This is a genomic window from Deltaproteobacteria bacterium (assembly GCA_019308925.1).
Taxonomy (GTDB): Bacteria; Desulfobacterota; B13-G15; order B13-G15; family RBG-16-54-18; genus JAFDHG01.
The window spans coordinates 1-20,486 of record JAFDHG010000020.1; the positions used below are offsets into that span (position 1 = coordinate 1).

The 20,486-nt window shown below is 52.3% G+C and carries 23 protein-coding genes; 1 reads left to right on the top strand and 22 read right to left on the bottom strand.

Annotated features, from left to right (window positions below; all coding sequences use genetic code 11):
- Window positions 1-133: 133 nt before the first annotated feature.
- Window positions 134-862 (top strand): tetratricopeptide repeat protein, encoded by a 729-nt coding sequence (locus JRI46_04640; GenBank protein MBW2038873.1) that lies wholly within the window; start codon window positions 134-136, stop codon window positions 860-862.
- A 17-nt stretch (window positions 863-879) separates the two neighbouring features.
- Here the strand turns inward: JRI46_04640 and trxA are convergent, their stop codons facing one another.
- The 22 genes from trxA to JRI46_04750 form a co-directional block, all read right to left on the bottom strand.
- Complete coding sequence (trxA, locus tag JRI46_04645; protein MBW2038874.1) at window positions 880-1,206, bottom strand: thioredoxin; 327 nt, start codon at window positions 1,204-1,206, stop codon at window positions 880-882.
- 57 nt (window positions 1,207-1,263) lie between these two features.
- Entirely contained in the window at window positions 1,264-1,464 is a 201-nt protein-coding gene (locus JRI46_04650) for a zinc ribbon domain-containing protein (GenBank protein ID MBW2038875.1), read from the bottom strand.
- On the bottom strand, window positions 1,451-1,741 hold the full coding sequence (locus tag JRI46_04655) for a winged helix-turn-helix transcriptional regulator (protein ID MBW2038876.1): 291 nt from the start codon (window positions 1,739-1,741) through the stop codon (window positions 1,451-1,453). Before JRI46_04655 ends, JRI46_04650 begins: the two co-directional genes overlap by 14 nt.
- 294 nt (window positions 1,742-2,035) lie before the next feature.
- The gene (locus JRI46_04660; protein ID MBW2038877.1) at window positions 2,036-3,001 is read right to left on the bottom strand and encodes a hypothetical protein; all 966 of its coding nucleotides are present in this window, start codon (window positions 2,999-3,001) and stop codon (window positions 2,036-2,038) included.
- Window positions 2,982-3,554 (bottom strand): D-sedoheptulose 7-phosphate isomerase, encoded by a 573-nt coding sequence (locus JRI46_04665; GenBank protein ID MBW2038878.1) that lies wholly within the window; start codon window positions 3,552-3,554, stop codon window positions 2,982-2,984. The genes JRI46_04660 and JRI46_04665 overlap by 20 nt, the downstream gene beginning before the upstream one ends.
- A gap of 42 nt (window positions 3,555-3,596) precedes the next feature.
- The gene (locus JRI46_04670; GenBank protein ID MBW2038879.1) at window positions 3,597-4,151 is read right to left on the bottom strand and encodes a hypothetical protein; all 555 of its coding nucleotides are present in this window, start codon (window positions 4,149-4,151) and stop codon (window positions 3,597-3,599) included.
- A complete protein-coding gene (locus JRI46_04675; protein ID MBW2038880.1) occupies window positions 4,148-4,372 on the bottom strand; it encodes a hypothetical protein in 225 nt (74 codons plus the stop codon). Before JRI46_04675 ends, JRI46_04670 begins: the two co-directional genes overlap by 4 nt.
- Window position 4,373: 1 nt before the next feature.
- Window positions 4,374-5,504, bottom strand: coding sequence for a response regulator (locus JRI46_04680; GenBank protein MBW2038881.1), 1,131 nt, complete (start codon window positions 5,502-5,504; stop codon window positions 4,374-4,376).
- Window positions 5,497-6,477 (bottom strand): HAMP domain-containing histidine kinase, encoded by a 981-nt coding sequence (locus JRI46_04685; protein MBW2038882.1) that lies wholly within the window; start codon window positions 6,475-6,477, stop codon window positions 5,497-5,499. Before JRI46_04685 ends, JRI46_04680 begins: the two co-directional genes overlap by 8 nt.
- Before the next feature lie 60 nt (window positions 6,478-6,537).
- Window positions 6,538-7,647, bottom strand: a complete 1,110-nt coding sequence (lpxK, locus tag JRI46_04690; protein ID MBW2038883.1) for a tetraacyldisaccharide 4'-kinase — start codon at window positions 7,645-7,647, stop codon at window positions 6,538-6,540.
- Entirely contained in the window at window positions 7,644-8,930 is a 1,287-nt protein-coding gene (locus tag JRI46_04695; GenBank protein MBW2038884.1) for a 3-deoxy-D-manno-octulosonic acid transferase, read from the bottom strand. Before JRI46_04695 ends, lpxK begins: the two co-directional genes overlap by 4 nt.
- Entirely contained in the window at window positions 8,927-9,616 is a 690-nt protein-coding gene (locus tag JRI46_04700) for a lysophospholipid acyltransferase family protein (GenBank protein ID MBW2038885.1), read from the bottom strand. Before JRI46_04700 ends, JRI46_04695 begins: the two co-directional genes overlap by 4 nt.
- Window positions 9,617-9,623: 7 nt before the next feature.
- The gene (msbA, locus tag JRI46_04705; protein MBW2038886.1) at window positions 9,624-11,378 is read right to left on the bottom strand and encodes a lipid A export permease/ATP-binding protein MsbA; all 1,755 of its coding nucleotides are present in this window, start codon (window positions 11,376-11,378) and stop codon (window positions 9,624-9,626) included.
- Complete coding sequence (gene lpxB / locus JRI46_04710) at window positions 11,375-12,520, bottom strand: lipid-A-disaccharide synthase (GenBank protein ID MBW2038887.1); 1,146 nt, start codon at window positions 12,518-12,520, stop codon at window positions 11,375-11,377. The genes msbA and lpxB overlap by 4 nt, the downstream gene beginning before the upstream one ends.
- A complete protein-coding gene (locus JRI46_04715; protein ID MBW2038888.1) occupies window positions 12,520-13,458 on the bottom strand; it encodes a Gfo/Idh/MocA family oxidoreductase in 939 nt (312 codons plus the stop codon). The genes lpxB and JRI46_04715 overlap by 1 nt, the downstream gene beginning before the upstream one ends.
- Window positions 13,459-13,463: 5 nt before the next feature.
- Window positions 13,464-14,237 (bottom strand): acyl-ACP--UDP-N-acetylglucosamine O-acyltransferase, encoded by a 774-nt coding sequence (lpxA, locus tag JRI46_04720; GenBank protein ID MBW2038889.1) that lies wholly within the window; start codon window positions 14,235-14,237, stop codon window positions 13,464-13,466.
- Window positions 14,234-14,683 carry a 3-hydroxyacyl-ACP dehydratase FabZ gene (gene fabZ / locus JRI46_04725; GenBank protein ID MBW2038890.1) on the bottom strand — a complete coding sequence of 150 codons (450 nt, stop codon included), beginning with the start codon at window positions 14,681-14,683 and terminating at the stop codon, window positions 14,234-14,236. The genes lpxA and fabZ overlap by 4 nt, the downstream gene beginning before the upstream one ends.
- A gap of 24 nt (window positions 14,684-14,707) precedes the next feature.
- The gene (gene lpxD, locus JRI46_04730) at window positions 14,708-15,736 is read right to left on the bottom strand and encodes a UDP-3-O-(3-hydroxymyristoyl)glucosamine N-acyltransferase (GenBank protein MBW2038891.1); all 1,029 of its coding nucleotides are present in this window, start codon (window positions 15,734-15,736) and stop codon (window positions 14,708-14,710) included.
- 6 nt (window positions 15,737-15,742) lie between these two features.
- Entirely contained in the window at window positions 15,743-16,261 is a 519-nt protein-coding gene (locus JRI46_04735) for an OmpH family outer membrane protein (protein MBW2038892.1), read from the bottom strand.
- Window positions 16,262-16,283: 22 nt separating this feature from the next.
- On the bottom strand, window positions 16,284-18,536 hold the full coding sequence (gene bamA, locus JRI46_04740) for an outer membrane protein assembly factor BamA (GenBank protein MBW2038893.1): 2,253 nt from the start codon (window positions 18,534-18,536) through the stop codon (window positions 16,284-16,286).
- A gap of 74 nt (window positions 18,537-18,610) precedes the next feature.
- The gene (locus JRI46_04745) at window positions 18,611-19,303 is read right to left on the bottom strand and encodes an ABC transporter ATP-binding protein (protein ID MBW2038894.1); all 693 of its coding nucleotides are present in this window, start codon (window positions 19,301-19,303) and stop codon (window positions 18,611-18,613) included.
- Complete coding sequence (locus JRI46_04750) at window positions 19,294-20,484, bottom strand: cyclic nucleotide-binding domain-containing protein (GenBank protein MBW2038895.1); 1,191 nt, start codon at window positions 20,482-20,484, stop codon at window positions 19,294-19,296. The genes JRI46_04745 and JRI46_04750 overlap by 10 nt, the downstream gene beginning before the upstream one ends.
- Window positions 20,485-20,486 lie beyond the last annotated feature (2 nt).

Here is a 20,486-nt window from a genome sequence, read left to right on the forward strand (position 1 = left end):
TATGCAAGATCTCTTTTATCCTTTCTCCTCCCATCATCTACCTGCAGCGAGCCTTCCCAAGGCTAAGGGAAATGGGTAAAGATGTCAAGATGGGGAAATGAGTTGACAAGGGGAGATTTAATGGATATAAAAAGTGGTCAAAAGAGAGGAAAAGATAGTGGTTGCCAAAAGGAGGATTACGAAGAAGAAACTGAAGGAACCAGACGAATTTATCACCTGGGGCTCCAGGGTCGTGAACTATGTCCTAGCCCACTTAAGATACATAGGGCTGGGTATCCTTCTAGTAGTGGTGATAATCCTGGCCCTTTTCTTTTGGCGACAGCACCTGACGGCCAGCGAGGAGATGGCCTTCACCCTCTTAGGCAGGGGGATAAGCCTTTATCATCAAGAGGAAAAAGTTGGGGAAGCCCTTCAGGTCTTCACGGAGGTGATAAAGGACCATCCACGGATCAAGGCAGGAGAGGTAGCCCTCCTGTACCGAGGAAGGTGCTACATGCTCCAAAAAGACTATGATCAAGCCATCGCAGACTTCGAACTCTTTTTAAAAAGATCATCGGGGACTTTCTTGCGGACCATTGCCCTCAACGCCCTGGGGAACTCCTATGTGGCCAAAGGGGAACATCGGCGGGCCATAGATTGCTTCCAGCAGGTCCTGTCCTCGGGAGAGGAATGGCTTAAGCCATACGTTCTGCTACAAATGGGGATGTGTTGGGAGAAACTGGGTGAGGGGAAAAAGGCCTCCCACGCCTACCAAGAGTCCCTGAAACTGTCGCCCCCAGCCCCTTGGGCAACTTTAGCAAGGCTGAGGTTAAAGAAACTGGGAGAAAAAACTCAGTATCCCAGCCAAAAAGGAGATGAATAGAGGGATCTGTTCCACCATCAAAGGGCCCTCTTGATGAGGTCCTCAAGGGTCTCTTTAGGGACGGCCCCGATGATCTTATCGACTACCTGCCCATCCCTGAACAGGAGCAAGGTGGGGATGCTCCGAATACCAAACCTCCCCGGAGTAAGGGGGTTTTCGTCTACGTTCATCTTCCCGGCCTTTATCCTTCCTTGGTACTCTCGGGCCAGCTCTTCTACCGCAGGGGAGACAATGTGACAGGGGGCGCACCAGGGTGCCCAAAAATCGACCAAAAAGGGGAGCTCTGAGCTTCCGATCTCCGCATCGAAACTATCATCGGATAAGACGATTACCCCTTCAACCATCTTTTGGTTCTCCTTTATTGGTTATGGCTGGCGATAGACCATCGCCTGAGCTTAGGCTCAGGTAAACTTTCCCGTACCACATGAGCTAAGACTTGAACTAGACGAACTTCCTTTCACCGAGCTAAAGGCAGACAAGAGCCTCTCTGCCTTCCTTTCACCGCATTGGGGACAAACCACTTCTTTATCTCTCTCTTGGAGCCCTCTGAGGGTCTCAAAGGTATGGCCGCAGGCCTGGCATCGATACTCATAGAGAGGCATCTTCATCCTCCTCCTTTAACGCCTCAATGATCTTCCTCATCCTGGGATCTGTTACCGAATAACGGACCATTACCCCTTCCCTGTGAGCCATCACGATCCTTTTGTTCTTGAGGATCGCCAAGTGCTGAGAGACCGTAGCCTGGGGGATGTCGAGACCCCCCCAGATGTTCTTCACGCAGGCATCCTCTTCCAACAGAACGCTCAGGATGTTCAGGCGTATAGGATGTCCCAAGGTCTTTAACAAATCGGCCTCTTTGGCAAAATCTTTTAGTTCCATATCCCCTCCCTAAATCCTCATGAGGGTTCCCCTCACCCCGTTGGTGGAAATACCGACATACCTTTGGCACGTCCCTCTGGAGGCCTCTGGCCCCCAGACCCCCAAAAAGGAAAATACCAATTAGGAATCTCCAGCAGCGAAGCCCACTGAACTTAAGATTGGAAAAACCTAAAAATCCTAGATGACTTTCGACCTCAAAATTCACCGTGAAGTATTTTCACGTTGAATTAATATATTCAAATAATAATATATATATCCTTCTCCCCCCTGTCAAGGTAAAAACGACAACCCGATTTAGCCCTCACCTTCTAAACCCTCTACTATGGCGGCAGCTAATAGCGGAACCATGATCTCGTGGTGTCCGGTCAGGGCAAATCCCTTTCCCCCCTTGGAAGTGGGTCTACGAACTACATTCTGCAGGGGGCGGTAGTGCTGGATAAAGTCCATGTTGAGGCTAACGAAATCCTCCACTTTGTGCCCCAGGTTCCTCGCTGCGCTCAAGGCCTTCAGGAACACCTCGGGCAGGATCACTGCTGATCCCAAGTTGATATATACCCCTCCCTCCAGAGAGGCCACCAACGAGGCAAAAAGCCGAAAATCGCGATAGGTTACCTCCCCGAGAATCGAACCATCCGTAGAAGGGTGAATATGCACCACATCGGTGCCGATGGCAATATGGACGGTCAGGGGGATACCTAACGTGAAGGCTGCAGCACAAATGCTTAACTCCCGATAGGGGAGGCCCTCTTTTTGGAGGGCCCTCCCGATGGCCTTGCCCCCGCCCCAGCCCTGTTGGTGACCATCTTTCAGGGCGGTGTTGATAAATTCAGCCGTCTCCTTTGCCGATCCGAAGAGCCCTGTGCCCAATCCTTCCTCCACCGCCTCGGAGGTCTCTCCCACCATGGCGATCTCCACATCGTGGATGATGCCGGCACCGTTCATGGCCAGTCCCCTAATAACTCCCCTTTTCATCAGATCTATAATGATGGGGTTCAACCCTACCTTGATGGGATGGGCCCCCATACCTAGAAGGACCATCTTATCTCCCTGGGCAGCCGAAATGATGCGGGAGACCACCTCCCTGAAATCTTTGGCCGCTAAGAGCTGGGGAAGGGAATGAAGAAAAACCCGAAAGGGGGAGCCAGGACGCAGCGGTGAGGCAAAGTGGCCTACCCCTACCTTGCTCTTTCTCTCTCCCAGGGGATAGGTCTTTATCCCCTTAAAATCCAACGGCCGCCAGTCAGATCCCCTTTTCACCACCTCCTCCTGGGGCGAAGAGCTCCCCTTCCACTAGTTCACATAGTATGTGGCCAACGGCTATATGGGTCTCCTGAATTCGGGGTGTACTGGTGGAGTTGACGTTTAATCCATAGTCCGCTATCCTCAATGCCTTACCCCCATCCTGCCCAGTAAAGGCGATGGTCGCCATCTCCATCTCCTTGGCCTTGCGCAACCCCTCAATCACATTGGGTGACCTTCCACTGGTGCTGATCCCCCAGGCGATATCGTCCTTTCGCCCGAGTGCCTCTATCTGACGGGCGAATACAAGGGAGAAATCAACATCATTGCTGATGCTGGTCAAAATAGAGGTATCTGTGGTCAGGGCGATGGCTGGCAGGGGGGTCCTGTCTAAGAGATAACGATTGACGAATTCTGCAGCGATATGTTGGGCATCTGCTGCGCTGCCACCATTACCAAAGATAAGGATCTTGTTCCCCTGGCGGAGGGTCCTTGTTATGAAATGGGCTGTCTCCGCTATGGTATCTAGATTTTCCCGGAAAAACCTCTCTTGTACCTTAAGGCCTTCCTGCATCACATTTAATATTTTCTCCCGCAAAACCCCTCCTTCCGGACCTCATCCCACCAGTTCCCTCACCTGGGAGTGTTTCAAGACATCATCGACCACATCTCTTTTGCATTTACACCAATATGTCTTAAACAATTTGACCATCATCCCCCTCATGTCTGCTAGGCCCTCATCGGGAATCCCTATCACCTTTAAGATCTCCAAGCCCTTCAGGGAGGCCAGGGCCTCGGCGTACAACATGAGCCTCTGTCCACCCCAAGAAAGCTGTTCTAAGCCTAAGAAAGTGGCGACGACCACGGTGCAAAAAAATTCCCTTGCCTCATCACGCCCCATCTCCCTGAAGTTCAGGATGTGTCCCACCTCGTGGGCGATGGTGACCACCTCCCAACAGGGATCATCGAACTGACCACAAACCACCGCGCTGGGATGGGCCGGGTTCAAAGAGAGCCTGCTGTAAGAGACCCCCTTCATCCTTCCATCCCCCTCCTGTTGAAAGATGACCCCCTTTTCCCTCATATATCCTAAAAGAGGCCCCTTCAACTCCTCAGCTCCATCTCTCTCCCCTCTAACAATAATTATGATATAGGCAAAGAGGGGTATCAAGATGAGGGCAGCCCATCCACAAGGGAAAGGGCGTTCTTTCCCAGGTCAGGGAGATAATACCCACCCTCTAAGATAGCGAAACGTCGTCCTTGGCAGGAGGATATGGCCTTCTCGGCGACCATCTCCCCAATGACCCGGTAATCATCCATCTCTAGGGTACCTCCCCAATCCAGGCGATATCTATCAAATCCTGCCAAGAGGGCAATGAGAAAGAAAAACATCCTAATCCGCCGGCAAGGACTCAATGAATCTGTCTTCGTATTTCTTCATGATCATCCTTGCCATGCCCAAATTGCCCTCTTTGGCAATGGCCAAACCCAAATAGAAACGATTATCTGGCAAGATCCGTAAAAGGAGGTAAAATTCATCAGTGGTCAACAATACCTCTTCAATCTTATGCCCCCTCTCGAGGGCTTTAAGGGCCTTCTCATTGGCCTTTACCACCTCGGCATAATAGGCAGCAGCTATGTTTGGATCAAACGTTGGATCGCTGGATATGGCAACAATGGGTATCCCATCATCGATGCCGACCACCTCTGCCGCGATAAAGTTTGGAACCTCACATTTAAATTCCTCCAACACTGCGTTTACGGAGTTGGCCCTTACCTGCCCTCCTTTATAGTCTTCGGGCTCTTCCCGCTCCTCTTTTACATCTACCTCCGAAAGGCTATCTTCGTCCTTTCTCCTCGCCCCTTCCAAAAGAAGATAAGAGAGGGAGAGGTCTAATTCCCTTCCGTCTATTTCTTCTTCTCCTAAAGGCTTTACTTCAAATCCACCTCCTTCCCAGCTCACGATCTCAAAAAAGGCCTCCTCTCCTTCCTTAGAGCCCGTTCGCACCCACAAGACATCATCCCCTTCCAGGCCGATATCACCCTCTTCCCCTAGGGTGTTGGTCACCTGAACCCTTACCGCCTTGCCAGCAAAGGAGAGAAATTGAACCAAATCGGTAAACTCCATATCCTTGATGGCCACGGAAAACCCCTTGCGTTCCAAAATCTCTCTTACCATATCCATCAATTGTTTAAGGTCCAACGGCTTTTCCAAATACATCACGGCCCCTTTTTGCTTGGCTAATGCCCTCACCGAGGGAGATCCATAGGCCGTGGTCATGACCACTTTCACCTTAGGACGGTTCTCTCGAAGCCACATCAAAAGGTCAAACCCATCCCTGCCCGGCATCCTGATGTCGGAGATGATCAAAGAGATGCCCTTTTCCTTCTCCAGCATGGAGATGGCCTCTTCATAGCTGGTGGCGCTCAGACAATCGGCGTATGAACTCAGGTAATCCTGGATGCTGAAGACCATCGCCTCCTCGTCATCTACAATTAGTATTGTCGGCCGCCTCTTATGCATCTACAGGCCTCCCCATCTTTATCAGGGGAGAATTTGGTTCCCTCTTGAGCAAAATGGTCACTTTGGCCTTGGTGCCACAACCGCGAGGTCCCTTAGACAAGGATAAATCCCCCTCGTATTTTTCCAATAAGGTCTCTACCACATAAAGTCCCATCCCCATGCCGCAGGATTTAGTGGTGGCAAACGGTCTCCTCCCTATACTTTCCAATACCTCATCATCTATACCAATCCCATTATCCATCACCTCAACCTCTACCTTGTCATCGGCACAGCGAAGGGCGATCGTTATCCTCCCATCCCTTTTCCCCTCCAGGGCCTCCTCGGCGTTCTTGATGAGGTTTGAAAGGATTTGATGGAAGTCGTCAGGTGTCCCCCAAAAAGGCACCATCTCTGTCCCCAAGCTAACTTCAATCCTTATCCCTCTTTGCCGTAACTCCTCCTGATAGAGTTCTGCTGCCTCCTTTACCACCTCTGCCAGATCAAACTCTTGCATATCTTTTATCAGGGGACGAGAGACATATTTGACCGAAGCGAGGAGAGAATTGAGACGGTCGATCTCTCTAATGATCCTCCCGGTATAGGCCCTGATTGTATCCTTCTGCTCGAAGGAAAACTTAAATCTTTCCTCCAATGATTGGGCCAAGGCCCTTATGGCTCCTAGTGGGTTTTTGAACTCATGGATAAGAGCGGAAAAAAATTTGATGAGTTCGTCTTCTGGGGGATAGATCTTGATGAGGTAAGCATCTCCTCCTTCTTTATTCTTCCACGCTGTTTTCGCAAAGCGGTAGGTTTTTTTTCCTAGTTCGATGGCCCCAGTTGATTCCTCTAACAACACCCTCAACCCCTGCGCACAGAGATCGACTTTAGGGTCATAGCCTCTCGAACCGGGTGACCCAAGAACTTCCCACACTTCATCGTCGGCATGTAGCAGTTTTCCCCTCTCATCTACGATCAAGATGTAAGGTTCCCTCATCCCTATAATCACCCACCCTGAAGTGTACGATATTGGGCTAAACTCGTCAACTATATTGTCTCAAATATCAATAATAGAATTAAGAAAAAGGGCAGAGAGTACCGTCTGATAAAATGCTTCTGCTTCCAAGATCTCCTGCGCAATACCCAGGATAAGGAGGGGGAGATCATCTAAGGGGATCTTTTGTAACTTAACAAAGTCTTTCTCTGTGGTAACGAATACCTCCACTTTATCTATATATTCACGCATCATCCTCAAGTCCTTGGGCGCATAATTGTGATGATCGGGGAAACGGACCTCTTTCACAACCGCTGCCCCTAACCCCTGCAATAAATAAATGAAGTACTCTGGATCAGCGATCCCCGCAAAGGCAAGAATTCTTTTCCCATGAACAAACTGGGGAGGGAATATCTTGCCTGAGGCCGCCTCCAAGAGATATATTGGTTTGTATCTACTGTGATAGAGGGGAACCGCGGGGGCAAGGTCACGGAGTATACCCTCAATCTCCCCCAGAGGTTGGGAGGGTTCCGCCTTACTGAGGACAAAGAGGGAGGCGCGGCGAAGGCCCCGTAACGGTTCCCGAAGGGGGCCTCTGGGGAAAAGACACCCATTGCCAAAACCGCTGCGTGCATCGATGAGGACGATGTCCAGATCCCGCTTGATCCCTAGATGTTGAAACCCATCATCGAGTATCAAGACATCAATCCCAAATTTTTCGTGGGCGTACAGCCCCATCGCATATCTATTCTTACCCACCAACAGGGGGACCCCTGACAACATCTTGGCCAACATAAAGGGCTCGTCTCCTGCCTCAGCAGGGGTCAGATATATCTTTTCCCCATCTGATAGTACTCCTCCCTTCCTCTCCTTGAGCCCCTTATATCCCCTGCTCAATATCCCAGCCTTTACCCCTCTCTTTCGCAACTCTCCGGCCAGATAGGCTACCATAGGGGTCTTTCCTGTCCCCCCCAGGGTTATGTTCCCCACACTGATTACCTTACAGGGGAGTTGCAGTCCTTTCTGATAAAATTTTGTCCTGATCCAGACAACCAGCCCGTATATCCAAGAGATAATAAGGAAAGGGAACAGGAGAAGCTCAACAATCCCCCATCTGCCCCGCTCCTTAAAGAGATAATCCCCCCATCTCTTTTTGCCTGGATCCTTCATCATCCCTTTACAAGGCCCCCTACTATCTCCATCGTCCTCTCCAAGGCCCCTTGATGTCCCTGGAGGAGGGAAAGACCTCTCTCGCCCATCTCCTGCCTGAGGTGGGGATTATCGAGGAGCCTCTTCAAGACCTCCTTGAGTTCCTCAGGGGTCCTGACCTGTATCCCCGCTCCCTTCTCCAACACGAGTTTGGCGATCTCGCTGAAGTTCTCCATGTGGGGGCCAAAGACCACCCCTTTGCCGTGGACAAAGACCTCCAAGATGTTGTGCCCCCCTACCTTACAGAAACTCCCCCCCACAAATATGACCGTCCCCAGACCATAGATGGCGGCCAGCTCCCCTATAGTGTCCAGCAAAATGACTTCTTCTGGTTGGCGCTTATCATCTATCATCGTCCTCTTCAGCCACCTAAGCCCCTGTGAATCCAAAAGCCCTCCCACCCGCGGGATCCTCTGCAGATGTCTGGGGGCCAGGATCAAGACAAGCCGGGGGAAATCTACCTTTAACTCCTTGAAAACCCCCAAGACCATCTCCTCCTCCCCCTCGTGAGTGCTGCCGGCGATAAAGATCGGTGGCCCTTCGGCAAGCCTCAACTCCTGCCTCAACCCCTCCCCTTCGGCCCCAGCTACAGTGAAAAACTGGTGGAATTTGAGATCCCCGGTAACATGAATGGCCTGAGGGTCTGCCCCCAGCCCCATCATCCGCTCCCTATCATCGCTGGAGCGGAGGCAAAGGACGTCAAAGTTCCTCAAGACCCCCTGGAAAAGGAACCGCAGGGGGCGATAAAACCTGTAGGAACGCCGAGAGATCCTCCCATTAAAGAGTATTGTGGGTATCCTCGCCTTTTTTACCTCTCTCAGGAGGTTAGGCCATAATTCCGTTTCCGTCACCAGGAAGGCATGGGGCCTGATGAGCTGCACCGTCCTTCTCACTATCCAGGGCAGATCTAAGGGGGCCAAAATGGCCGCATCGACCCCAGGGCCCTGGGAAGCGATCTCTCTACCTTGAGCAGTGGTCGTGGAGACCAGAAAACCATGGTGGGGATAGATCTTTCTCATCTCCCCCAAGACAGAGAGGGTAACCCTTACTTCTCCCACCGAAGCGGCGTGAAACCAGATATAAGGCCTTTTCTCAACCTTCTTCAGGAGCTCCTGGGGATAGAATCCCCAACGTTCTCCGTGGAGATCTCCTTTTGAGAGAAGGATCTTGAGCAGGGAAAAAGGAAAAGCACAAAGACAAAGGATGATGAGGACAAAGTTATAAAAGAGATAGCCCAATCTGGTCAATTTTGCCTTTTTCTGGGGGAGCTATCCACCCTCTCAAAATAGCAATCGGCCAACTCGGTGATCTCCTCCAGCCTCCCCTCCAGGAGAAGGGACTTTTGCTCCATCTCCTCCTCACCTGCTTCAGGATTGACCCAGATGGGCTCACCCCAGACAAAGACCCCGCGGGAAAAGGGGTAGGGGATGAGAAAACGGTCCCAGGTGCGCAAAATCTTCCTGGAAGAGGCGCTGAATGCCAAGGGGAGGATGGGACAACCGCTGATCTTCGCCAACTGGATCACCCCCGCCTGTACCTGGTAGCGCGGCCCCCTGGGGCCATCGGGGGCAATGGCCACATCATAACCCTCCTTTAAGGCCCGAACAAGCCCCCTTATCCCCGAGAGCCCCCCTCTGGTGGTGGAGCCCCTCACTGTCTCGAAACCGAAGAGCTGGATCGTCCTGTTGATGAGCTCCCCATCCCGGTGGCGGCTGACCATGACCTTCACCCCCTCCCCTCGATAGACCAGGGGCATCATCAAGAGCCTTCCGTGCCAAAAGGCGATGATGATATTTTCCCCCTTTGTCCAGAGGTCCCTTACAAGCTCTCCGTTAAGTTCCTCAATCCTCATGGTCCCCTGGAGGAACTTGATAAGAGAAAAGGCCACGCACGGCCCCAGTCGTAACACCAATCGATGCCAAAGCCCTCGCATGCCCCCTCTAGACCACCTCCCTTAATGGCCGGTCCTCATCCTGGAATTGGAGTTCATAGAGCTTTTTGTACTCCCCACCGACGGCCATGAGCTCCTTATGGGGCCCCTCTTCCACGATCTTCCCCTCAGACAGGACCAGGGTCCTGTCAACATTTCTCACCGTTGAGAGACGGTGGGCAATGACCAAGACGGTCCTCTTCTCCATAAGTCTGTCCAAGGCCCCCTGCACCTCACGCTCCGACTCCGTATCCAGGGAAGAGGTAGCCTCGTCGAGGATCAGAATCGGGGCGTTCTTCAACAATGCCCTGGCAATGGAGATCCTCTGCCTCTGCCCCCCGGAGAGCCTAACTCCCTGTTCGCCGATAATGGTATCATATCCTTGGGGAAGTCTGATAATGAAATCGTGTGCATCGGCCATTTTGGCCGCCATGATTACCTCCTCCTCAGGGATGTCTGGTCTGCCGTAGGCGATGTTGCTCCGCACGGTGTCATTGAATAAAAGGGTCTGCTGGGCTACCACGCCAATCTGATCCCGCAGGGACTTCAAGGTCACTTTATGAATGTCCACCCCATCGATCAGGATCTGTCCCTCGGTCGCGTCGTAGAACCTGGGCAGGAGGTTTACCAAGGTGGTCTTCCCTGCCCCGCTGGAGCCCACCAAGGCCACCTTTTCCCCTGCCTTCACCTTGAAGCTTATCCGCTTAAGGACCATCTCATCATCATAGCGGAACGAGACGTCCCTGTATTCGATCTTCCGGGAGAAGCTCGCCAGTGGCAGGGCATCCGGGGCGTCGGTCACCTCTGGCTTTAGGTCCAAGACCGCAAAGACCCGCTGGGCGGCCGCTATCCCCTCCTGGATGAGGAGATTGACCTTGCTCAGACCCTTCAAGGGATCGTAGAGCAGGGCCAGGGCGGTCATAAAGGAGAAGAAATCCCCCACCGTCATCCTCCCATTAATGACGCTATATCCGCCGAACCAAATAAAGGACCCGATCCCCAGATAGGCCAGGCACTCCATCACTGGGGTGGAGAGTGCCCGCACCTTTACCCTCTTCATGATATATCGCAAGTATCGCTCGTTGGCCTCTGCGAAACGCCTGCTCTCATAGTCCTCCATGTTGAAGGCCTTGACAATCCTGTGGCCTAAGATGGTCTCCTGGAGGAAGGTGCTGATGTGGGCCATGGTCTCCAGGGTCCTTTTGCTGACCTTGCGCAACTTCCTCCCGAACCTGATAAAGGGATAGGTTGCCAAGGGAAAGACCAGAATGGCCAGAATGGCCATCTGCCAATCCCGGTAGAAGATAACCCCTATCAAGCCAGCGGCGGTAAAGAAATCTTTGATCATCCCTGTCACCGCATTGGAGACGGCACCCTGAACAGAAGCCACATCGTTGGTAATGCGCGCCATCAACACACCCGTAGGGGTCCTGTCAAAGAAGGAGAGGGATAGGGTCTGCAGGTGGCTATAGAGCCGCTCCCGTATATCCGCCACCACCCTCTGCCCCACATAATTCATGAAGTACCCCTGACAGAAATTGAAGGCCCCCTTGAGCATCCCCAAACCGATGAGCCCCAGGGGGAGGATCTTCAACATGAAGGTGTCTTTGTTGATGAAGACATCATCCAACACGTTTTTGGTGAGCAGCGCAAAGGCGGCAGTGATGGCGGACACCCCTCCCATACATATCATGGCCACCAGGAGCCGAGGCCAATAAGGAGAGACAAACTTTAATACCCTCAGATAGATGTTCTTTCCTTTCATGCCCTCCCCATCATCTGCAGGGCGATCTGGGCCACCCTTTGAGAGGCCCCTTTCCCCCCTAGCCTCTCTTTGACGAACTCAAACTCCCCCTGGATCTGCTGCCTCCTCGCGGGCTCCCGCAGGATCTTTTCCGCCTCCTGGGCAATCCTCTGGGGGGTCACCTCCCCTTGAATCAGCTCCGGTACTACCTTCCTTCCAACCACTATATTGGCCAGACCGATGCATTTCACCTTTACCAATATCCTGCCGACCAGATAAGATATAGGGCTCAATCGATAGATGATAACCATGGGAATTCCGGCGAGGGCCCCCTCCAGGGTGGCGGTACCAGAGGCAATCAGCAAAAGATCTGCGGCCTTCATTACCTCAAAGGTCCTCCCCTCCACAACCTCAAGGGGGAGCTGGCTCCCCTCTGCATAACCCTGGACCAAGTCCCTCTCGAGGGTAGAGGCAAGGGGTATAATGAAGCGGCATGGGGAGAAACCCCTGTGGAGGATCTTTGCAGCCCCCAACATCGGGGACAAAAGGACCTTCACCTCCCGCTGCCGGCTCCCAGGCAACAGGCCGATGAGCAGGGCCTCGGCAGGTACCCCCAATCCCCTGCGGGCCTCCTCCCGGGTAAGACTTCCATCGAGGACATCCAGGAGTGGGTGCCCCACAAACTCCACATCCACTCCCTCCTTCCGATAAAAGGGTACCTCGAAGGGTAAGATGACCGCCATCTTGTCCACCCTCCTGGCGATCTTCTTGATACGTCTGGGGCGCCAAGCCCAGACCTGGGGGCTGATATAGTAAAGGACGGGCACAGCATTGTCCTTGAGGACCTTGGCCAACCTCAGATTAAAATCAGGGTAATCAATCAGGATGGCCAGATGTGGTTTATGGTGCATGATAAAACGCTTCATCTCCCTCCAGGCCCTCCATATATGGCCCATCTTTTCCACAACCTCGGTGATCCCCACCACAGATAACTCTGAAGAGGAAAAGAGCAGATTTACCCCCCTGCGCTCCATCTCCTTCCCCCCGATGCCATAAAATTCCACCTGTGGTGATAAAGATAAGACCGCCTCCACCAATCTTGCCCCATACAGATCACCTGATGATTCTCCGGCCACGATCATCACCTTCATCTTGGAGCCCATCACCTCCATCTTTTCATGGACTTATTGATGACATCGACGATCTGTAGGGCGACCTCTAAAGCCCTCTGACCATCCTCACCAGAGACCACAGGGGTGTTCCTCTCCCGCACACTCTGCAAAAATGCCCTTAACTCCATCTCCAAGGGGTCGTTCTCCCTCACCTCCTCTGCTACTGTTATCCCCCCCGTCCCCCCTTCTCCCCTTCGGGTCACCAGCAGGCTCTGCTTCAGGTAATCCACCGCCAGGTGAGCGTCCCTTTGAAGGATTACCATCTTACGCAACCTCTCCTGGGCAATCCTGCTGGCCGAGATGTGGGCTGTACATCCATCCTTAAACGCTATCCGAGCATGGGCCACATCAATCTTGGAGGAGAAAAAAGGCATTCCCACGGCCTCAACCTCCTCAATTTCAGAGCCGACGATGCTGAGGATTATATCGATGTCATGGATCATCAGATCCAAGATGACATCCACATCTGTCCCTCTGCCCGAAAAGGGGGAAAGCCTGTACGATTCTATCAACAAGGGGCTCTTCAAGACGCCGTTTATGGCCGCAAGGGCCCCGTTAAACCTCTCCAGGTGCCCAATTTGAAATATCGCCCCCTTCTGCTGGGCCAGGGCATTGAGCTCCCTTGCCTCTTGGACCGTAGAGGCGATGGGTTTCTCAAGCAAAACATCAATCCCCGCCAAGAAGAAGTCCTTGGTTGCCTGATAATGACAGAGGGTGGGCACGGCGATACTCACCGCCTCTACCTGGCCCAAGAGGTCAAGGGGATGGTAGAAGGGCTGGCAGTTGATGTGCGCGGCAACCTCCTGGCAACGCCCCTTGTCGATGTCCACTACCCCGACGAGCTCCGCCTCCGGGATGCAGGCGTACTTCTCCGCATGAATCCTCCCCAGATAACCCACACCTACCACTCCAACCTTGACCCTCTCCATGTCTTCTATCTGGTTACCCCCCTCTTGGTACCTTTCACGAAGTCCACCAGATGCCTCACCTCCGAAAGGGAGAAGACAGGGTCTTTCTCCACCTTCTGTAAGGCCTCTTCTAAGGGGAGGTGGGACCGGAAGATGATCCTATAGGCCTTTCTCAATCCTTTGATAGCCTCCTCCGAGAAGTTACTTCTCCGCAGATTGAGAACATTGATCCCATAGAGCTTGGCCCTAATCCCCGAGGCGGTTACGTAAGGGGGGATATCCATGCCAATGGATGTCCCTCCACCTATAAAGGCATAGGTCCCTATCCTGACGAACTGATGGATGGCCACCATCCCCCCAATGACGGCGTAATCTTCTATCTCTACATGTCCGGCCAAACCAGCATAGCTGGCCATGATTACGTGGTTTCCAATTATACTATCATGGGCAATATGGGCATAGGCCATAATGAAGTTCCCATCTCCCAGGACGGTCTTTCCATTGCCAAAGGGTGTGCCTCGGTTTATGGTCACAAACTCCCTGATAATGTTGTTATTCCCTATAATTACGTAGGTCTCTTCTCCGTTATACTTCAGGTGCTGAGGAGGGGTGCCCAAGGAGGCATATTGGTAGATTTGACAACCCTCCCCTATCACCGTCCACTTATCAACGACTACATGGGGTCCTATCCGCGTACCCTCCCCTATCTTCACCTTCTCTCCGATGATGGAGTAAGGTCCTACCTCCACCCCATCTACTACCTCTGCTGTAGGGTGTACCACCGCTGTCTCGTGTATCATCCCGTATCAACCTCCTTGTCCATAATGGTGGCCATGAACTCCGCCTCCGCCACTACCTGATCCTCCACAAAGGCCTTCCCCTTAAAGGCCCAGATACCCCTCCGGTGTTTCACCACGTCTAGTTCCAGACGAAGCTGATCTCCTGGAACAACCGGCCTTCTGAACTTCACCCGGTTGATGGACATGAAATAGACGGCCTTCCCCTGTATCTCCTTCCCCATGGCCCTATACGCCAACACCCCAGCGGTCTGCCCCATGGCCTCTACGACAAGGACCCCAGGCATCACCGGCTCTCCGGGGAAGTGCCCCTGAAAGAAGGGTTCATTTATGGTGACGTTCTTTATCCCCACTATCCTCTTGCCTTCCTCCAGTTCTATTATCCGATCGACAAATAAAAAGGGATATCTATGAGGTAAGATGCCCACTATCTCCTTAATATCGATCATCAAACCCTCCTTATAAGATCTTCTTTACCTTTTCCCCTTCTCCAGCTTCTCCACCCGCTTGAACAAGAGGTCCAACTCCCTCTTCATCTCCGGAAGCCTGGACCATACAGAGGCCACCCTCAGAAATTGCCTATGGGGCAAATGGGGACTCCCCAAAACGACCTGATTGGGGGGGACATCCTTGGTGACCCCGGACTGGGCCCCCACGATAACATTATCCCCTATCTCAACATGGTCCACCAGGCCTACCTGCCCCGCCAGGGTGACGTTCTTCCCCAGCTTCGTGCTCCCTGAAATCCCAACCTGGGCCACAATGATGCTATTCTCCCCTACCCGTACATTGTGGGCGATCTGGACTAGGTTATCGACCTTCACCCCCCTTTTTATCAGGGTCTTTCCAAAGGTGGCCCTATCGATGCAACAGTTGGCCCCGATCTCCACATCGTCCTCGATCTCCACAATCCCTACCTGCGGGATCCTAAAGTTCGCCTCCCCATCCTTAACAAACCCAAAGCCATCGGCCCCAATAACTGTGCCCGCATGGACGATGACCCTCTTTCCTAAGACGCAGCGGGGGTAGATGGTCACATTGGGGTAGAGAACGTTACTCTCACCAATCTTGGCCTGAGTGCCGATATAGACACCCGGATAGATTGTAGCCCTTGAGGCAACCTGCGCATCGTCCCCGACATAGACAAAGGGGTAGATGGTGACCTCCTCCCCCAACTTTGCCGAGGGACTGATCCAGGCCTGCTTTGAAACTCCCCCTGGGGAATAAGGCCTCTGGGTGAAGATGGTGAGGATCTTGGCCATAGCCAAGAGGGGATTGGGGACTATTAAAAGGGGGAGGGAGACATCTGCTATCTCCTGGGAGACAATGGCAGCTGAGGCCTTGGTCTCCTTCAACGTGGGGAGAAATTTCTCATCGCTGACAAAGGTGATATCACCTTCGGTCGCCTCCTCTATCCCGGCCACCCCGGTGATCGATACCAAACCGTCACCTTTTACCCTCCCCCCGACCTCGTGGGCCAGGCTTTTGAGGTTTCGCTCCATACGACATTACTCCTTGGCGGCATCAAAGGCCTTGATCACCTTGTCGGTGAGCTCGATCTCTTTAGGGGCATAGAGGATGAAGCTCTCCTTCTTCTCCAAGATCAGGGTATAATTCCCCTCCTTGCCCAACTTGGTAACCACCTTCTCCATGCTCTTCAGGAGCTTGGTAGTGATCTCCATCTCCATCTGCTTGAGCTCATCCCGGGAGTCCTTTACCAACCTCTCCAGCTCCTTTAACTTCCGCTGGTACTCCCTCTCCTTCTCTCTCCTGGCCTCCTCGCTGAGCATAGCGGCCTGCTTCTCCAACGACTCCTTCAAAGCCTTTAATTCCTCTTGACTTTTTTGAATAACCTTGTTCAATTCGTTTCCCCTGATCTGGAAGATCTTCCTTGCCTCAATTCCGCGGCGGGACTTGTTCAAGACTCGCTGGACATCGATGTAGCCGATCTTTGCCTCTCCGGCATAGGCAAAATTTAATGGTATTAGCAGACCAATAAAGATAAAAAACAATAGACCCTTTTTCATCGACAAGCTCCTTTCTCTAATTTTAATACATCATCCCTGCGGAGAACTCCCACACGCTGGCGTCCTCACCCCGTTCAGGCTTGCGGTCGAGGTTAAAACCCCAATCGATGCGGATTGGTCCCATGGGTGAATACCAGCGGATCCCCACCCCTGCGGCATGCCGCACCGGGGTGATCTCATCCCAGTGATCAAATCCTTTTCCCACATCGTAAAACACCGCCACCTTCAGCCCGATGGCCTTGCTCAAGGGGTAGGTGAGCTCTGTAGTGAAGGCCAACATATTGAGGGCCCCGATCGGCTCGTTTGTCTCATCCACAGGGCCAGCCATACCATACTCAAATCCCCTCAACGTCCTGATCCCTCCTACATATAATTTCTCTGTCAAGGGGACCTCCTCACCACTATAACCCCTGACGATCCCGATATTTCCCCTTAGGTTTAAGATCAGGTCACCGATGATGGGGTGAAACCAACTGGCCCCACTCCTGAACTTATAGAAATAGTTGTCCCCCCCTAAACCGGCAATAGAGCCAGAGACCCAGATCTTCGATCCTCTGCTCGGGTTGAAGATGTCGTTAACGGTGTCTCTGGTGAGAGTAAGGGTGACCTTGCCGGTGGTGGACGTCCCCTCCTGTTTCTTGATGTAATTTGAGGCATTCTCATCTATATTGTAGATCTTCACTTTTTCATACAGATAGACGAGGTCCGCCCTGATGTCCTCCGTGATCTCTCTGCCGATCTTGAGGTCCCCTCCTGCCACCCGGGCATCGTAGGTATTATACTCATAGGTCTCATGATAGACGTCAAACCCAGCGGATATCTGGGTGTCCAGAACCCGTGGATCAGTGAACCCCACCGAAAAATCCTCCGCCTCCTCGCCTATCTCCACCTTGGCGTAGGCTTTGTATCCAAGACCAAACAAATTTTTATGTGAAACGGAGACGGTCCCCACCACCCCATAAAGAGAGCTGTACCCTGCACCGAACTGCAGCGCCCCTGTCTCGGCCTCCTCCACCCTGATGTCCAGATCAATGAGCTCCCTCTTCTCAGTGGGGCTGGTGGCAAAATCCACCTCTTTAAAGTATCCTGTCCTCTTGACCCGCCGGCGGCTCTTCCGCAACAGGGTGGAGCCATAGAGATCCCCCTCGGCCACCTTCAGCTCCCTCCTGATCACCTTATCTCTGGTCTTGGTGTTCCCCTTTATCTCTATGCGATTGATGTAGACCTTAATCCCCTTCTCTATCTTGAAAACGAGGTCTACCAGTCTTTTCTCTCGGTCAAGGCCGGTCAGGGGAGATACGTCTACATAGGCATATCCCTCATCGGCATATCGGTCAGTCAGCCAAAGGAGGTCTTTATGCAGCAAGGAGGAGCGATATACCTTTCCCACTCGACTCTTGAGCCCCTTTAAGAGTTCCTCCTTGGTGGTCAGGATGTCTCCCTTGATATCGAGGCTCCCCAGCATATATTGGTCCCCCTCCTCGATCCTGATGGTGATGATAATGGACTTTCTATCCTTGCTCAGGGTGATCTCAGGCTCACTCACCTTCACCGTCACATAGCCATGATCATGATAAAAGCTCTTTATCCTGTTGATATCCACCTCTAAAACATCCATCTCCAATGTGCCCGCTTTGGTGAGCCACCAGAACCACCCCTTCTCCTTAGTCTGCATAACCCTTTTGAGCTTTCTCGCCCCGAAGGCCTTATTCCCCACAAATTCTATCTTTTTGATATAGCCCTTCACCCCTTCGGCGATGTCGAAGTAGACCACCGCCTTGTTCCCCTTTATGAGCTCTACCCTATACTCTACCTCGCTACCATAGTAACCCTTGGAGGTATATAGCTTCTTGATCTCCTTTACACTGGAGCGTACCTTGCCCATGTCCAAGACAGAATCCCTCTTGACCTCGATGACCTCCTCAATATCCTCCCTATCCACTTTGAGGTTGCCAGAGATGACGACATCCTCCACAGAGGGTTTCTCGATCACCGCAAAGGTGAGGATCACCCCCTCTGTTGTCTCAGATACATCTACCTGTACGTCACGAAAGTATCCCAGACGGTAAATGGCCTTGATGTCTTCACGTATCCTTTCTTTGAAAAAGGGCCCTCCCACTTTGCTCTTTATCTCATGAAGAATTATCTCCTCGCTGATCCTTTCATTGCCGAAGATTACGATATTCCTTATCAACCTCTGTTGGGCGAGCCCCGAGGCACCCAAGACCAAGAAGAGAAATAAAAAAGGAAGGGATAAAAATCCCTTTTTTCTCACCTTGCCATCCCTCCTTCTAGGTAAAAATGCATCCCTCTAATTAACAAATATTTGCCCTTTTGTAAACTACATTTTCAAACCGTCCTTCCGTCCACTAGGTAGATCTGTCGGGGGAAGCGCCGGGCCAAGGCCTCGTTATGGGTGACGATGACCAAGGTAACCCCCCTCGCCTGGTTCAGAGAGAAGATAAGTTGAATTACCTTCTCTCCAGTCTTGCTGTCCAGATTCCCGGTGGGCTCGTCGGCCAAAAAAAGGGTGGGACGTAAAATCAAGGCCCTTGCCACTGCCACTCTCTGTTGCTCACCCCCGGAAAGCTCCCCCGGTTTATGCCAGATCCGGTCCTTCAAACCTACTTCCACCAAGATCTCCTCTGCCCTCTCCCTGGCCTCCTTCCTGTCCATCCCCTGCATCAAGGCGGGCATCATGGTATTCTCCAGGGCATTAAATTCGGGCAGAAGGTGATGAAATTGGAAGACAAAACCTATCTCCCTGTTCCTAAATTCGGCCAAGGTTCCTTCAGATCGGGCGAAGATATCCTCCCCCTGGTAGAGGACCTCCCCCTGGGAAGGCCTGTCCAGAGTCCCCATGATATGGAGCAGGGTCGTCTTTCCCGCCCCAGAGGCACCCACGATCACCAACATCTCCCCCCTTTGCATGGTGAGGTCTACCCCTTTGAGGGCGTTTATATCCGTCCCTCCCCTTTTAAATACCTTACGTAGTCCCTTAACCTGAATTAAAGGAGATTCCCTCCGGTTTTTTAGATCCATTTCTCACCCACATCCCCCGAAATGAGGATTACATCCCTTGCCTCCTCCAACCTCTCCCGGCTATACCTCTTAAGGGTCTCCCTTATTTTAGGATAGTAACCTACTATCTCATCTACGTCCTCCTTTGAGGCCGCCAAGAGCTCTGTGCGGGTCACTGTCCTCACCGAGGCGGTATGATCCCTTTCCAAAATAAGCGATATCTCACCGAAGATATCCCCTGCCGTGAGATGGCCCAAGGTGACCTTCTTCCCCTCTTCCTCGGTGAAGACCTCTACCCTCCCCACCTTGATGATGTAGAGAAAGCTGGGGGGGGTCCCCTCTCGGATCACCAAGGTATTCGGGTTCATTACTTGATGGGAAAATCTTTCCACGAGGCGCTTCCTGTCCCGATGACGCAGGGCATTAAAGGGGGGAGAAAGCGCAAGGATGGTATCCACTATCCTCTTCTTATAAAGTGTCAGCAGGACCTCTGAGATATTGGGATAGATCTTCTGGACCTCATCAAAATCCCCCTGCGTTATCTCCAAGAGGGCGACATCGGTCAGCGCCCAGGCTGAGGCGCTTCGGCGTTGATGTGAGAAGAAACTGAACTCACCGAAGAAATCCCCATCCTTGAGGACGGTGAGGAGGACCTCCTTCTTTTCCTTTATATTGTATTTGTATATCCCCACCTTCCCTTGAGTGATGATGTAAATGGATTCTTCCTTCTCCCCTTCTTTACATACCAAGCTGCCCTTGCCGAGTTGATACGATCTGAGCCGTGTCAATACCTGGTGAAATTCTTCCTCTGAAAGATCAGCAAACAGAAGAGGGATGCCCGTCTTTTTCACATCTTTTTGTGAAAACAGGGCCTCTTTTCGGGATGAGAGGTCTTTCAATACCTGAAGGGTCTCCCCATCTTCTGGGTCCAGCTTGAGGATAAGCTTGGCGAGAGCTATGGACTGGAGGAGATAGCCCTTTTTGACATATTCTGACAGGACATACTTATATCTGGTGAGGGCCTCGGGCTCTCTCCCCAACTTCCTTAACAGATCCCCTATCTGTAGTTGCACCTGCAAGTCTTCTGGGTTGGCCTCTGCCAGCTTCTTGAACTCCAACAGGGCCTTCGCCAGTTCGCCCTTGCTGACATATCCCTGGGCCCTCTCAGTGATGGCCCGCTCATCATCCTTCTTGCAGATCATGA